We start from the raw sequence: 15,657 nt of genomic DNA on the forward strand, positions 1-15,657 counted from the left end.
AGGTATTCGTTTATAAGTGCGAGTCAAAGGGCCTAACCTTCTGTAGTTAGCCATGTCAATGTGTACACAGCGTTACTTCCTAATAACGGCGTGATCTCATCAAGGGCTTCACGCATACTGACATCAAGTTGCCAAGGTGGATTGATGACACATAAGCCAGAACCGTACATGCCAGCATCGGCGGTATTTTCTTCAACGGTAAGTTCAATAGTGAAACAAGGCGTACCTAGTGCCGATAACGACTGACACATCTGCTGGCTAGCCCCACTTTTAGCCCCTGCTCTCTGTGATAGTAGCGGATACCACACTACCATTTGTGCTTGCTGCCAACGTGCTAATACTTTCTTCACCGCACTGACTACATCTTGGTATTCAGAAAGCTTCTCGTAAGGCGGATCTATTAATACCGCGCCACGATTAGGTGATGGTGGCGTCAGTGCAATTAAGCCTTCGTAACCATCCCTGTGATGAACATGGCTCTGGCTATCGCCAATTTGCCACATGGCATCATCAAGCTTTTCGTGTTCAGCTGGATGTAACTCCATAAGATGCAGCACATCGATATCACGTTTCAGTTTGGCGCTAATAGCCGGTGAACCCGGGTAACATCTATCACTTAAAAACCCGTTGCATAGTGACAAATAGGATTGTAACAAAGGCGAACTTGCCGATAGGTTTGCCACTTTGTCTACACCAGACTCATACTCTTTATTTTTGGATGCTAAAGCATCATCGAGTTGATAAAGCCCAGCCCCACTATGTGTATCATAGAGGGTGAAAGGCTTATTTTTTTTCTTTAGATGGCTTATTACGCCCATCCAACAAAGATGTTTGATAACGTCGGCGTGGTTGCCGGCATGAAATGCATGTTGATAGCTAAGCACGATATACCATGAGTTGGCGCGCAAACTGCGCAGGAAGTTGTAGTTTAGCAGTCAATAATAACGCTTGGCCTAACATCCACACAAGCCCGACAACCCAGTTCCTTGCAATTAACCTCGATATAAATAAGCTTCCCATCAATACGCGCTCTGTAATTAAATTCAAAGCACTTGGATCAAACCATTTTGATATTAGTGTTCACATTTAAATAATTATCAGTCACTAGGCTGTGGGCCTACCGCCCACGTTAAAAATACCTATCGCTATTTCAAGTGCATTAGCATGGTTTCTGGCTCCTCGATGAAGCTAGACCAGAGATTATTAAAGCGAACCATAGTGGCACCATCAATAATGCGGTGGTCGCCAGACCAATTCACCATCATGATACTGTGCGCTTCAACGCTACCGTCAGCGGCAAAGCGAGGAAGGGTTTGCGTTTTGCCCAGCGCGACAATAGCAGCTTCTGGCTTATTAATAACCGGTGTAGCTGTAATGCCACCAATAGCGCCAATATTTGAAATGCTGATAGTGCCACCTTTAAGTGCATCTCCGCTTAATTTACCTTCTCGAGCTTGCTCGATAGTGGTATGCATTTGCTGGGCGATACCAAACAAAGAAAGGTGTTCTACGCCTTTAACATTAGGCACTAAAAGACCCATTTTAGCGTCAACAGCAAAGCCGATATTATGGTGATTAAAATAAGTAAGCTCAGTGCCATCTTCGTTTAATTGGCTGTTAATGATGGGAAATTCTTTTAACGCCAACGACAATGCTTTTACAAAAAATGGCATAAAGCTAAGCTTTATTCCTTTTGCTTCAAACATAGGTTTTAGCGACTGTCTTAACGCAATTAGCTTATCCATCATAATTTCATCGCTCACCGTAAAGTGAGGAATGGTATTTACTGACGCCACCATTTGTTTTGCCATAGCGGCTCGAATGCCTCGTACTTTTTCGGTATAGCTTGCTTCGCTTGCTGTGTTATTCACTTCAGAGCGCAATATATCATTAGTCTCGCCCATGGCATTTGACATAGTGAAGCTTTCATCAGTGTTTGCGCTTTCGCTGGTGGCGCTAGCATGGCTGACATCATGTTTTAAAATACGGCCTTTTTTGCCACTCCCCGCAACGGCAAGTAAATCAATCTCGTGCTCTCTTGCAATACGACGTACTGCAGGGCTTGCAAGTACTTTTCCTGGTATAGCGATAGGAGGCTCAAAATCCCCATCTTGCCATTTCTCATTAATGGCTGCGTTACCTTGCTCACTGGTATTATTGTTTGCAGGCGTTGCGCGATGGTTTTTATTTTCGTTTACTCTTTCTTCTTTGCCTGCTTGATCATCTGTAGCAACAGCCGTTGGGTCTTCGGTGCTATTTTGATGGCTTTCGCTAGCGCTTTCATCAGTATCAAGGGCAAATAGTGGGCTATGCACTTCTGCAATATCGCCTTGTTTATAATAAAGCTTATGTACCGTGCCTGAATGCTTAGCAGGAATTTCTACCACAGCCTTATCTGTCATTACTTCAACCACACTTTGGTCTTCAGCAATAACATCCCCTTCTTTCACATTCCACTTGACGATTTCGCACTCAACAATACCTTCGCCAATATCAGGTAAAATAAAATCAATATTCATATTATTGGCTCCCTTTTAATAATGTAATGAGCGCTTGATAGCTTCGTAGGTTTTAGTTTCATCAGGCATATATTCGGTTTCATGAGCAAGTGGATAAGGTGTATCTAAACCACAAACACGAGTAATAGGCGCTTCTAGATACAAAAAGCATTTTTCTTGGATAGTGGCGGCAATTTCGCTGGCGAAGCCGCCAGTGAGCGGCGCTTCATGATTAATAAGAAGTCGACCGGTTTTCATAACCGAACTGATGACTGCTTCGGCGTCCCACGGTAAAATTGAGCGCAAATCGATAATTTCACACGACACGCCATCATCTAGCGCCATTTCAGCTGCTTTCTGCAAAATCTCAATTTGTGCCCCCCACCCTAATAGGGTGATATCTGTGCCCTCTTGTACTAAATCGGCTTTACCGAGAGGCAGTTCATAATCTTCTTCAGGTACATCGGCAATAGACGCGCGATATAAACGTTTTGGCTCAAGAAACAGCACCGGGTTTTTATCACGAATAGACGCTAGAAGCAGACCTTTAGCTTGGTAAGGGTCTCGTGGAATAACCACTTTTAAACCTGCGCAGTGGGCGAAAAATGCCTCTGGCGATTGGCTGTGGTAATGACCACCCGATATACCGCCACCATATGGCGTGCGTATGGTAAGGCCGCCAACATCAAATTGGCCGCCTGAACGATAACGCCATTTGGCCGTTTCATTTACGATTTGATCGAACGCGGGGAAAATGTAATCACCGAACTGAATTTCAGCAACAGGGAAAGCGCCTTGTGATGCAAGCCCGTTTGCGAATCCAATAATGCCCTGTTCGGTAAGCGGCGTATTAAAACACCTGCCTTTGCCAAATTTTTCTTGTAGATGACTGGTAGCTCTAAATACCCCACCAAAATGGCCAACGTCTTCACCAAACACCATGACTTTTTCTTCGGCTGTCATGGCAGTAATTAACGCGTTGTTAATTGCCTGTAGTAAGTTCATTTTAGCCATTAGCGAACACTCCCAGACGTTTTAGGATATTTTTTAGGGTATTGTTTAATATGAGCTTTTAGCGAAGTAAGCTGATCTTGTAAATGCCAGGGTACACTGTCATAAACATCTTCAACTATTTCCTCTATGCCGCAAATAGGAATGGTTTCACTGACTTTCAGCGCCGCGAGCACGTCTTGACGCGCTTTATCTACCTTGGCTTTATTTTGCTTTTCATCAAACCAACCTTTATGGGTGAGCCAATTCGCCATTCGGGCGATTGGATCTTTTGCGCGCCATTTATCTTCTTCATCTCTAGAACGATAGCCCGTAGGATCGTCAGACGTAGAATGCGCAGCAAGTCGGTAAGTCATGGCTTCTATTAATACCGGGCACATTTCTGCTAACGCTATACGGCGTGCTTCCTGCGTCGCGGCGAATACCGCTAAAGGGTCATTACCATCGACCCGAATCGTTTTTACCCCATAGCCAATTCCGCGTGATGCAATACCATCACCAGCAAATTGTTCTTCTGACGGCGTTGAAATGGCATACCCATTATTACGACAGAAAAAGATAACCGGGCAATTAAGTACCGCAGCCATATTTACGCCTGCATGGAAATCCCCTTCCGAAGCTGCGCCTTCGCCAAAGTAACAAATAGTGACGGCTTCATTACCTGCCATTTTCTGCCCGTAGGCATAACCTGATGCTTGTGGTATTTGGGTTCCTAATGGAGACGATATAGTCATAAAATTCAGCGCTTTATCACCATAATGGATAGGCATCTGCCTTCCTTTATTGGGGTCGGCTTTATTGCTGAACATTTGATTCATGAATTGATCAGTTGTATAGCCTCTAAAAGCAAGTGCACCCTGTTCACGGTATTGACTCATGATCATGTCATGGGGAGATAACGCCGCTGCACTAGCAACGGCAGCGGCTTCTTCACCAGTACTTGCTAAATAGAAGCTAATTCGACCTTGGCGCTGCGCCGCCACCATTCGCTCATCGAGAATTCTGATGTATTCCATGGTGTCGTGAATTTTTAACGCCAGGGTTTGGTCAAGCTCTGGAAGCTGTGCGTTTTCATGCTCACTTCCATCTGATTTAAGCAATTGAAGCATGGGAATATCAATTAACCCGTTGCCGATAACTTCAACCCTGTTTGTTGTTTTAATTTTTCCGAGATGATTTCTATCTTCCACAATAATCTCCCTGCAATTTGAAGGATTCGAAAGCGAGATTGCTATGTTCACTATGCTAGTGGAAGTATGTTGGTGGCGTTGTGCTATTTCAGCAGTGCTTTATTAACTAAATATGATGAAAATTCTCAATATCTAATTTTAGTAGTATTGATATCCTAATAATCACCAAGAATGTTAAATCGATGCAAATAAAAGAATAAATATAAAGTACTAAATTGTAAAAATAAGCTTAGATTAGCGTAAGAGGATGGCTGATAGGCCTTGAAATTGCGGTCATACAGTCAAATTTTCATCCTAACTTTTTAGCGAATATCAAATTAAAAAGTATGACTAAATGTAACAATATGTGTAATTCATATTAATGTTTAATATTCATTACAAAGTGAAAAAAATTGTGCTAGAAATATTATTGTCATTGTTATGACAATAAAAATTGGATCAACAAAGCCAATAAAAATAAGAAATTTCATCCATCCAGGGAAAATCCCAAAAACAGGCCGACGGAGGTTACCTGTGAATAATAAAGTGACGTTAGCTGTATCAGCTGCACTAATGTCGATGTCCATGCATTCTGCTGCAGAGCTATCATCTGCAACCGAATCGTTTTCAGTAACTGCTGATCAACTCAAAGCAGTAAAAGCGACATCGATAAATAAGTACAAGAACACTAAATCAGTTTCCACACCAAAAATACTCTACACCGCTGAGAAAGGACTCGAAAATAAAGATTACATTTACTTTGTACATCTTTCTGATGACGCAGTAGCGAGCTACGATGGTGGTGTTGAAGGTTTAGAAGCTACTAACCCCCAACTAAAAAAACAAGTTTCAGTAACACGATCTAATTCGTCTGCTAGTAAACGCTTAGACGCTTCGCTTCCAGAAGTAAAAGCATATGCCTCTTACCTTGAGAAGAAACAAGCAGAAGTTATTGCTAAAGCAGAGTCTGCTGTAGGTTCTCTTGAAACTATAGCAGAATATAAATATGCACTTAACGCAATTGCGGTAAAAGTATCACCAGCTGAGGCAGAAGCCATAGCGCGTTTGCCTGGTGTTAAAAACGTTGAACGCGATGAAGTGTATAAACTTGATACTGACACTGGCCCTATCTTAATTGGCGCTCCTGCAGTATGGGACGGCACAGCTAATGAAAGCGGCGTAGGTCGTCAAGGTGAAGGTGTAGTAGTTGCGGTACTTGATACTGGTATCAACAGTGATCACCCTTCTTTCGCTGACGTAGGTGGTGATGGTTACGATCACACTAACCCACTTGGCGCCGATGTTTACTTAGGTGAATGTGCAGTTGAAGCTGAAGTTCGTTGTAACGATAAGCTAATTGGTATTTATAGCTACCCGTCTATCTCTGACGTATACGCAGATGCCGATATCTTCCCTCAGGACGGCACTATACGTTTTGGTGAAGATTACAACGGTCACGGTTCACATACTGCGAGTACTGCAGCCGGTAACGTGCTTGTCGATGTCGGTGAAGTTACGGCTGAATTTGATGTGAATGCCAGTGATGGTGTTGCGACTGGTTTTACCTTTGGTCAAATTTCAGGTGTCGCCCCTCACTCAAACATTATTTCTTATCAGGTATGTCAACCTGGTAACAGCGGTGATACCTATGCAGGTTGTACTGGTGCGGCTATGGCTGCAGCGGTAGATGATGCGGTTGAATCAGGTATTGTTGATGTTATCAACTTCTCAATTTCAGGTGGTGGCTACCCTTGGAGTGGTTCGCTTAACGCAGCATGGTTGAATGCACGCAACGCGGGCATTTTTATTGCTCAATCAGCGGGTAATAGCGGCCCTGATCCAGAAACAACTGAGAAACACGCTCCGTGGATTACCGTTGTTGGTGCTTCTACGCACGGTCGAAGTGTAGAGTATGATAAAGAAATCTCTTTCACTGGTGGTGCAACTGAGTTAGGTGCTATCGCTGGTAAGAGTAACTCTGGCGCGATATCTGGTTCAATCGTTTATGCAGGTGTTTACACCAATGCAAACGATCCTGATGGCGATCCAGCTCAGTGTTTAGAGCCTTTCCCTGAAGATACTTTCGCGGGTGAAATTGTTGTTTGTGACCGTGGTGCAATTGCTCGTGTAGCTAAAGCATCTAACGTTGCAAGTGGTGGCGCTGCGGGTTTCGTTCTAGCAAACCTTGCAGATGGTGCAACATCAGTTAATAACGATGCGTATATTATCCCAGGTATCCATGTTGATGCGACGAACGGTGATATGCTGCGTTCATGGTTAGCAGAAGGTGAAGGCCATACCGCTTCAATTACTGCATCTGAAGGCATTTTAACAGTGGACGACGACGCGGCTGATATTATGGCTGAGTTCTCTTCACGTGGTCCTAATACATCAATTAGCACACTAACTCCGTCGGTAACTGCGCCGGGTGTTAGCATTTATGCTGCTTACTCTGATGAACAATACGGCCAGGACTCTACAGGTTCTGCACCTGCTGATTACGCCTACCTTCAAGGTACGTCAATGTCAGGTCCTCATGTTGCGGGTGCTGCTGCACTTGTACGTCATGAGAAACCATCGTGGACACCAGATCAAGTACGTTCTGCTCTTATGATGACGGCTACCACCGATGTTCTTAAAGAAGACGGTGTTACCGCAGCAGATTGGTTTGATATGGGCGCAGGTCGTATTGAAGTAGACCTAGCGGTTCAATCTGGCTTAGTTATGGATGAAACAGACGCAAATTATGCTTCTGCTGATCCAGCTCTAGGTGGTGAGCCTCGCACACTTAACTTACCTTCTGTTACCGATGACAACTGTGTAGGTTCTTGCACATGGACTCGTACTGTAACGGCAACTAAAGACGGCTCTTGGTCTGTAGACGGTGTGGGAATTTCTGATGGTATAGAAATTACCGTTACACCAGCTACCTTCGACCTAACGGCAGGACAATCTCAAGAGTTAACGATTGAGATTGATGCATTCCGCGCCGAAAGTGATGTTTGGTCATTTGGTCAAATCAACTTAGTTTCTGGTTCATCGCCAGACTTACATCTTCCTGTTTCAATTGTTGCATCTAACGGTAACTTACCTGATGAAATCGACTTTGAAGCACATCGTAATCAAGACTCGTACTTGCTTGAAGATGTAATGGCAGTTGAGATTACTGACCTTCAGGTTACGTCTTACGGCTTAACCAAGGCAACCAAAGTTGAAGGTATGGTTGCGCAAGACTCGGACAACAGCGACTACCTAGATGATTTAGAAGATGGCTTGCATATTACTCAAATCGAAGTACCTGAAGGTACCCTTCGTTTAGTAGCTGCAACTATGGATACGACGTCGCCAGATCTTGACTTGCGTGTTGTATTTGATGCAAATGCTGATGGTATTCCTCAAGAAGATGAGCTTATTGGCATAAGCGCCACTGCAACATCTGAAGAGTACGTTAGCGTTGAAATGCCAACCGCAGGTAGCTACTGGGTTATTGTACAAAACTGGGCTGCATCATCTGATGAAGAAGGTTTTGAAGATAGCTTCGTATTAGCGCATGCCATGGTTGATAACCAGCCAGGTGAAGGGTTAACTATTGACGCTCCTTCTGCTATTCCTCAGTTAACTGAATTCGATGTACGCTTTACATGGGATTTAACTGACGCGGTTGAGGGTGATATCTACGTTGGTGCTGTTTCAATAGGTACTGATGCTGATAACGTTGATAACCTTGGCGTTATTCCTGTTGATATCGTTCGTGCTGAAGATGATGTTTATGTAACTGCAGAATCTGAAGAGCGTGTTCTACCCGGTGAAGAAGCCACTTTCTATGTAAACGTACTTCCAAACTTTACTACGGAAGACCGTGACTATGAAATTTCACTGACGCTACCAGATAACGTTACGTTAGTTGAAGGTTCACTGTCTCATGATGGTGTTGCTACTGAAAATACGCTTTCTTGGTCTATTACCCAAGAATCGCTACTTGGTGCTACTCCATCTTACGCAATTACCACTAATGCTACTGACGCATTCTGTGCTAACCCTGACTTCGGTCAAGGCGGTGGATACATCGACCTAGCCGGTTTTGGTATTGGTATAGATGATACATTGGATGGGGATACAGTAGACGGAACTTATTCACTTCCTGCTTACTTCCTAGGCACAATGTATAGTGCAGTTACAGTTACTGATGATGGTTTTGTAACATTAGGTACTGCTATCTCGTCGCCTTGGGTTAACCAAGGGCTTCCAGATGTTGCAGATCCAAATGGTGTTCTTGCTCCGCTATGGCGCGACCAAGAATTTGACGTTGCTAACGGCGTAGGCGTTTCTGTCGCTACTGCAGGTGCTGCGTATACCATCATTGAATGGGATAACATGAGATTCTGGGGTCTTAGCGAAGATTTCGCTGATATTGCAGATTACCAAATTGTTTTCTTCAATGAGCCATCTGAAGGTCAGCCAAACATCGTATTCTCATACGATAACGTGACGCACGACCTTGGTAGTATCTTGCCTGTGACTATTGGTTACGAAGATATTGATGGCGCTACGGGTCAAGCTCCTTACTACACGCCTTACAGCCAAGACTTCTTTGATGCTAACTTTGATGCTGAAATTACATCTGGTACGCAAATCTGTATGTATCTTGATGACGTTGATAGCAGCCCTACTCAATTAGCTTACACCGTTATGGTAAATGCTGATGACGCTGGTGGTGCTATTCAAATGATGGCCATGTCTGAAGTGACTAACATTCCTGGTGCAGCATCTGCAGTATCTGAAACTTACGAAGGTTTACAAGTTGAAGGTCCTCCAGTTGTAACTATCGACGGCATGACAGTGGCAACACTAGAAGTGGTTGAATTAATGGAGTTGAACTTACCTGGCCTAGTAGAAGAGCCTAATGGCGACGCTGTCGACATTACTTGGAAGCAAGTTGAAGGACCAGCAGCTATCATTGCAGGTGCTGGCATAGAAGAAGCTATCCTAGTTGCTCCAGAAGTAACGGAAGATACGCTAATTGTGCTTGAGCTTACTGCTACTGATAGTAACGGTAACACTTCAATGGCAACCGCTAATGTAACGATAAAAGATAACTTACCACCTGTTATCAACATCACGGCTCCGTTTACTGTTGAAGAAGGTGAGTCAATCACTGTTTCTGCTACAGCAACAGATCCAGAAGGTGATGACGTTACATTTACCATCAATGACATCCCAGGCTCAAGTCTAACGACTACAGCGCCTAATACGAATAGCACTATTGCTGTTACGTTTGAAGTGGTTGCATTTGATGGCTTAAATACAACAACAGAAACAGTAACCGTAAGCGTTACTGATAAGAGCGGTGGTTCAATGGGTTGGTTAACATTGCTACTTGTTCCAGTTGTGTATTTACGCAGACGTAAAATGAAATAAGCGATATCGCCTAGATATTAAACGTAAAAGGCCGCTGTTAAGCGGCCTTTTTTATATCTGATGAAACGTAGAGTATTCCTAGTTAACGTTAAACCTAATTAGCCTTATAACTACCTCAACTACGCGCTTTTATTATTCTTCATCGGATAATCTCGACAAGGTATTGTCTAACCGTTTACTGGGCTGAACCCCCATTTCTCTGAACTTCTCTACTTGCCGGACTAAATTTCCACGCCCACTTGAAAGCTTATTCATTGCTGCATCATAACTACCATGGGCGGTATCTAGTGCTTTACCAATCTTTTCAATATCAGAGACAAAGCCTACAAATTTATCGTATAGCTTTCCTGCTTGTTCTGCGATGAGCTGCGCGTTTTGGTTCTGGTACTCGTATTGCCAAATATTATTGATGGTACGTAATGCCACAAGCAAATTCGTGGGGCTAACTAACATAATATTATGATTAAGCGCGAGTGAAACAAGATCCGGCTCTTCTTCAATGGCCAATAGAAAGGCTGGCTCGATAGGAATGAACAGTAAAACATAATCTAATGTGCGCAGCCCTTTTAGCGACTGGTATTCCTTAGCGCCTAGCCCTTTTATATGGCCTTTGATTGAAGCGACATGTGCACTGAGATACTGTTTGCGGCTGGCGTCATCGTCGCAATTAAAATATTGCTCGTACGCCGCTAAGCTTACCTTGGAATCGATAATCACGTCTTTGTCATTCGGTAAATGCACCACAACATCGGGTTGCAATCGCCTACCCTGTTCAGATTGTGCCGACACTTGGGTTTCAAACTCATGACCTTCACGAAGACCAGATTCTTTGAGTATGCGCTCTAAAATAACCTCGCCCCAATTCCCCTGCTTTTTATTGTCGCCTTTAAGGGCATTGGTTAACGCTGAAGCTTCTTCGGTTATGCGCTGATTCAACGCCTTTAAACTTAAAATTTCCGTTTTTAGTGACGCTCGCTCTTGCCCTTCACGAATGTGTTGTTCTGAAATTTGTCGTTTAAACCCATCTAATTGGGATTTAAAGGGCGCCAATACCGCTTCAATATTATGTTTACTTTGGGTTTGATAGGTTGCGCTTTTCTCATCAAAAATTTTATTCGCTAAGTTTTCAAACTGGGTTTGTAAGCGTTGTTCTGAGGAATGCATTAACGCAAGCTTTTCTTCATGATTCTGCATAAGCGCATCAAGCCTAGCCTTTTGCGCTTCGTATTGCGCCTGCAACTTACTGTACTCTTTTTGCAGCACGCCTGATGCTTCACTAAGTTGATGTTTCTCAGCTAGCACCTGCTCATACTGACGTGATTTTTCAACCAGCATGCCCATACGCTCTTGGGTTTCATTGTAGGTCTGCTGCTGCGCAAGTAACGCATCATTTTTTTCGGCAATGTTCTTGTGAGCCTGGTTCAGTGTTCTACGGGTCGCTATTAGCAAAATAAGAAAAATTAACGCCAGTAAAAATAAGCCAGCATTCAAATATTGGGGGGACAAATCAGATAAGGAATACATAAATACACACGCACTGTTAATTTATACAGCACTATAAACAAAAACAGGTGCCAATGGCACCTGTTTTAAACACAAAAGTATGATTACTTAGATAACGCTTTATCTAAATCTTCAATTTTTGCTTTCCAAATAGCAGGTCCAGTTTCGTGCGCGTTAGCGCCTGTGCTGTCTACTGCTACGGTAACAGGCATGTCTTCCACATCAAATTCGTAAATGGCTTCCATACCTAAATCTTCAAACGCCACTACACGTGACTTCTTGATAGCTTTAGAAACCAAGTATGCTGCACCACCTACGGCCATTAAATAAACTGATTGATGCTTTGCAATAGATTTCACCGTTGCAGGGCCACGCTCTGCTTTACCTATCATACCGATAAGGCCTGTTTTCTCTAACATCATGTCAGTGAATTTATCCATACGAGTAGCAGTAGTTGGACCCGCTGGGCCTACTACTTCATCGCCAACCGCATCAACAGGGCCTACGTAATAAATAAAGCGGTTGGTTAGGTCTACACCTTCAGGTAAACCTTCACCGTTATCAAGCATCGTTTGAATACGCTTGTGTGCCGCGTCACGGCCAGTCAACATTTTTCCAGAAAGTAATACGGTTTCACCCACTTTCCAGTCTTGAATGTCTTCTTTGGTCACATCATTAAGGTTAACGCGACGGGTGTTTTCACCCACTTCCCACGTTACCTCTGGCCAATCTTCTAATTTAGGCGGCGTAAGTTCAGCAGGACCTGAGCCATCTAAATGAAAATGTGCATGGCGGGTTGCTGCACAGTTCGGGATCATCGCCACAGGCTTAGACGCCGCATGGGTAGGCAAAGACATAATTTTAACGTCTACTACGGTCGTTAAGCCACCTAGGCCCTGAGCACCAATACCCAATTGATTCACGCGCTCGAAAATTTCAACACGTAGCTTTTCATCTGTGGTTTCTGGGCCGCGAGCAATCAATTCTTGAATATCAACCGGATCCATTAGGCTTTCTTTAGCGAGTACTGCTGCTTTTTCAGCTGTACCACCAATGCCTATACCTAACATGCCAGGTGGACACCAGCCAGCGCCCATGGTTGGCAACGTTTTCACTACCCAATCAGCAATATTATCGCTAGGGTTTAACATTACCATTTTAGATTTGTTTTCTGAGCCGCCGCCTTTTGCTGCAATCATCACCTCAACTTTTTCACCTGGCACCATATCAATGTGCACAACTGACGGTGTGTTGTCTTTGGTGTTGGTTCGCGCGCCCGCAGGATCGGCAACGATAGAAGCGCGCAAGGGATTATCTGGATTTAGATAAGCGCGGCGAGTACCTTCATCAACCATCTGTTGAACAGTCATGTCGGTTTTATCCCATGTCACACCCATGCCTACTTTTACAAAGCAGGTCACAATACCGGTGTCTTGACATAAAGGACGTTTGCCTTCAGCTGACATTCTAGAGTTAATAAGGATTTGTGCCATCGCATCTTTAGCTGCTTGGCTTTCTTCTCGGTTATACGCTGCTTCTACGGCTTTAACGTAGTCGAGCGGGTGATAGTAAGAAATAAACTGTAGGGAATCTTCAATGCTATCAATGAAGTCCTGTTGGCGGATAACGGTCATGACATCCTCTTTTTTTATTTTGCTTTCGTGGTCTTAGCCTGCTAAAAAAGCGTATACTAGCGCATCTGTTGGCACCGTACCATGTAAAATATGGGTGAGACTTTGCGATAAAACAAACTTGTGCTGGTAAATTTAACCCGCTTAGCTAACGTTAGCTGTTTGATAGCGTGCTAATACGGTTTAATTAATCTTCCAGTACCCATTTAACGCAGCTTCAATGCCGACAACATTCTTCTTAACCTGATGTATAGAGTTAGTTTTTAATGCCCGCAACATCGCAAGTTACCATTACGCCAATCAGCACATCGCTTTCCCTTTGCCTTATAGATATTTTTGAGCGGGTTGCCCACCGCGCGGGAGCCGTTTTGCTTGATACCTGTGGCTCCACGAAAAGCAATGGTCGCTACAATGTGATGGTATGGGAGCCTAGCGCTACCGTAACGGCCAAGCACGGTGAAGCCCCTCTAGTGCAATTAGATGGCGAGAAGGCATTCACGACTGACCTTCAGCCTTTTGAAGCCGTCACGCACTACCTTCATGGATCAGTGGCCAATCTTAAGGTAGATGAGACTAGCCAATCATTAGCAAAACAACTTCCTTTTATTGTAGGCGTCACAGGTTTTGCTGCTTACGATGCAGGGCGCTATTACGAAAAGCTTCCAGCAAATGCGGCGCAAACCTATACCACCCCAGATTTTTCCGTAGGGCTTTACCTGTCATCTTTAATTGAGGATACGGTTACCGGTACCTTGTATTTTTGCTCGGCGACAGGTGAAACCACGCCACCTGACTTTGTCATCCAGCCCAATTTTGCTACTGATTTTGAAGATAGTGCTGATACTGGCGATTTTTGCGAAGAAAGTGACCATATAGGCCGTGTCTCTTTAGCCTCTATCAATGATGAGAAAACACAAGGTGATGATATTGCTAAAACGCCGTTTTCATTAACCAGTGATTGGAAATCTAACCTAACAAAAGAAGCCTATATTGACCGTATTGAACGAATTCATGACTATTTAAAAGCGGGCGACTGTTACCAAGTAAACATGGCGCAGCGTTTCACAGCTGCATACACCGGCGATTGCTGGCACGCTTATCGCGCCTTACGAGAAAGTAACCAAGCGCCCTTTTCTGCATTCATTCAGTTAAAAAACAGCACTATTTTAAGTATATCTCCCGAACGCTTTATTAGTGTTAAGCAGGGCGTGGTGGAAACTAAACCTATAAAAGGTACACGCCCACGGTTTAGTGATGAAGCTAAAGATGCACAAAGTGCTCAGTCTTTGCTGACTGCATCGAAAGATCGTGCGGAAAACCTTATGATTGTTGATTTACTGCGTAATGATCTTTCAAAACACTGCAAGCCTCATTCAGTAAAAGTACCTGAGTTATTTGCCTTAGAAAGCTATGAAGCAGTGCATCATTTGGTGAGCACGGTTGTCGGCGAACTTAACGACGATGCAACGCCATTAGATTTACTTGCCTCCTCATTTCCTGGCGGTTCTATTACAGGCGCACCTAAAATTAGGGCGATGGAAATTATAGACGAGCTTGAAGTACATAGACGCAATATCTATTGCGGCAGCATTTTTTATATGGGCTTTCGTGAAGATATGGACTCAAGCATTTGTATTCGTACGCTGCTTGCGGAGAATAACCAGCTGCATTGCTGGGCTGGTGGTGGTATTGTTTTAGATTCAGTGGCTAATGACGAGTACAAAGAAACCTTGGATAAAGTGTCTAAAATTCTGCCAGTGCTAACCTCCCACTTTGGAGCGGGCCGTGAACAGAGCTGATTTCCTCCGCCAATTTCACCATTTGCGTCAAACGCACCGAGAGCCCGATTACCCGCTTAAATCTAGAGGTAGGCCTGCTGCGGTATTAATTCCTTTAATGGATTATGGTAATGAGCTGACGGTATTACTCACAGAGCGTGCACATCACTTACGTCATCATCCAGGGCAAATTAGTTTCCCCGGTGGCGCAGTAGATGAAGTAGATAACAGCGTTTTTGATGCCGCTTTAAGAGAAGCCCGCGAAGAAATAGGCATGCCTTCTGAAAACGTAGAAATTATTGGGGTGTTACCCAATTACAGGACAGTAAGCGGTTATCAGATAGCCCCGGTTGTTGGTTTCGTTGAACCCAGTTTTACGCCTGTTATCGACCCTAACGAAGTAGAAAGTGCTTTCGAGGTGCCTTTAGCTCATGTACTGAATCGCAAAAATCATCTTATTCATACTGCTCGTAAAGGTAAGCGTTCATCGCCTATCTATTTTATTCCGTGGAATGAACATATGATTTGGGGTGCTACGGCTGCCATACTACGAAACTTGTCTCACCATATTCATCCTTAAGCTCACCTACTCTCAAACACACTTACCCTTGCGTGCCGTTAAATGTTTCTTTACACCACATTAGCAATT

Annotated in this window: 9 protein-coding genes; 3 read left to right on the forward strand and 6 right to left on the reverse strand. The window is 43.9% G+C overall.

Annotated elements, in window-relative coordinates:
- Positions 1–32: 32 nt before the first annotated feature.
- From C7Y69_RS07465 to C7Y69_RS07480, 4 genes are all read right to left on the reverse strand, one after another.
- Entirely contained in the window at positions 33–884 is an 852-nt protein-coding gene (locus C7Y69_RS07465; protein WP_126872280.1) for a 23S rRNA (adenine(2030)-N(6))-methyltransferase RlmJ, read from the reverse strand.
- Positions 885–1,145: 261 nt separating this feature from the next.
- A complete protein-coding gene (locus tag C7Y69_RS07470) occupies positions 1,146–2,519 on the reverse strand; it encodes a 2-oxo acid dehydrogenase subunit E2 (RefSeq protein ID WP_126872281.1) in 1,374 nt (457 codons plus the stop codon).
- A gap of 15 nt (positions 2,520–2,534) precedes the next feature.
- The gene (locus C7Y69_RS07475; protein ID WP_126872282.1) at positions 2,535–3,512 is read right to left on the reverse strand and encodes an alpha-ketoacid dehydrogenase subunit beta; all 978 of its coding nucleotides are present in this window, start codon (positions 3,510–3,512) and stop codon (positions 2,535–2,537) included.
- On the reverse strand, positions 3,512–4,699 hold the full coding sequence (locus C7Y69_RS07480; RefSeq protein ID WP_013784059.1) for a thiamine pyrophosphate-dependent dehydrogenase E1 component subunit alpha: 1,188 nt from the start codon (positions 4,697–4,699) through the stop codon (positions 3,512–3,514). The genes C7Y69_RS07475 and C7Y69_RS07480 overlap by 1 nt, the downstream gene beginning before the upstream one ends.
- 513 nt (positions 4,700–5,212) lie before the next feature.
- Here C7Y69_RS07480 and C7Y69_RS22020 point away from each other — a divergent pair.
- Complete coding sequence (locus C7Y69_RS22020) at positions 5,213–10,096, forward strand: S8 family serine peptidase (protein WP_126872283.1); 4,884 nt, start codon at positions 5,213–5,215, stop codon at positions 10,094–10,096.
- Between the two features lie 132 nt (positions 10,097–10,228).
- Here C7Y69_RS22020 and rmuC read toward each other — a convergent pair whose 3' ends face one another.
- Together rmuC and C7Y69_RS07495 are read right to left on the reverse strand one after the other, a co-directional pair.
- Positions 10,229–11,620: a DNA recombination protein RmuC gene (gene rmuC, locus C7Y69_RS07490; protein ID WP_013784057.1), complete on the reverse strand. Its 1,392-nt coding sequence runs from the start codon at positions 11,618–11,620 to the stop codon at positions 10,229–10,231.
- An 83-nt stretch (positions 11,621–11,703) separates the two neighbouring features.
- Positions 11,704–13,233, reverse strand: a complete 1,530-nt coding sequence (locus C7Y69_RS07495; RefSeq protein ID WP_013784056.1) for a fumarate hydratase — start codon at positions 13,231–13,233, stop codon at positions 11,704–11,706.
- Between the two features lie 263 nt (positions 13,234–13,496).
- On the opposite strand from C7Y69_RS07495, the gene pabB reads away from it, so the two are divergent.
- Positions 13,497–15,029 (forward strand): aminodeoxychorismate synthase component I, encoded by a 1,533-nt coding sequence (pabB, locus tag C7Y69_RS07500; protein ID WP_126872284.1) that lies wholly within the window; start codon positions 13,497–13,499, stop codon positions 15,027–15,029.
- The gene (locus C7Y69_RS07505; RefSeq protein ID WP_013784054.1) at positions 15,016–15,588 is read left to right on the forward strand and encodes a CoA pyrophosphatase; all 573 of its coding nucleotides are present in this window, start codon (positions 15,016–15,018) and stop codon (positions 15,586–15,588) included. Before pabB ends, C7Y69_RS07505 begins: the two co-directional genes overlap by 14 nt.
- Positions 15,589–15,657 lie beyond the last annotated feature (69 nt).

Origin of the sequence: Alteromonas sp. KS69, assembly GCF_003989595.1 — a bacterium.
Classification (GTDB): Bacteria; Pseudomonadota; Gammaproteobacteria; order Enterobacterales; family Alteromonadaceae; genus Alteromonas; species Alteromonas naphthalenivorans.